General features: G+C 40.7%; 1 pseudogene. It reads right to left on the bottom strand.

Annotation, left to right across the window (positions count from 1 at the left end):
• Nucleotides 1-77 precede the first annotated feature (77 nt).
• A pseudogene (locus AAEZ03_RS26640) lies at nt 78-307 on the bottom strand (acetyl-CoA carboxylase biotin carboxylase subunit); the annotation flags it as partial.

Genomic DNA, 307 nt, shown 5'->3' with positions numbered 1-307 from the left:
AGATAGCGGGTTCTTTAATGGGGATATCAATGCTAATAGCGGTTCGCTTTATTTTTGCAGAAAACGAAAGTTGTGAATTAAGAGGCTGCTTTGGCTTTTTGCGCGGTCAATAATTCTCTTTCTAGATAGTGGATGTTTTGTGCTTCTTGCACAAACTTATCATCCGCTAAAATCACATCACGGTGCATCGGTATATTGGTTTTGATACCTTCAATCACCAATTCATCAAGTGCGTGTAGCGTCTTAGAAATCGCTTGCTGGCGAGTTTGCCCATGACAGATCAGTTTGCCTATCAACGAGTCATAAT

Source organism: Pseudomonas sp. HY2-MNA-CIBAN-0224, assembly GCF_040310285.1.
GTDB classification, from domain to species: Bacteria; Pseudomonadota; Gammaproteobacteria; order Pseudomonadales; family Pseudomonadaceae; genus Aquipseudomonas; species Aquipseudomonas helleri.
Note: the sequence above shows the minus strand (reverse complement) of the source record. Positions and strands in the feature narration are given on the sequence as shown.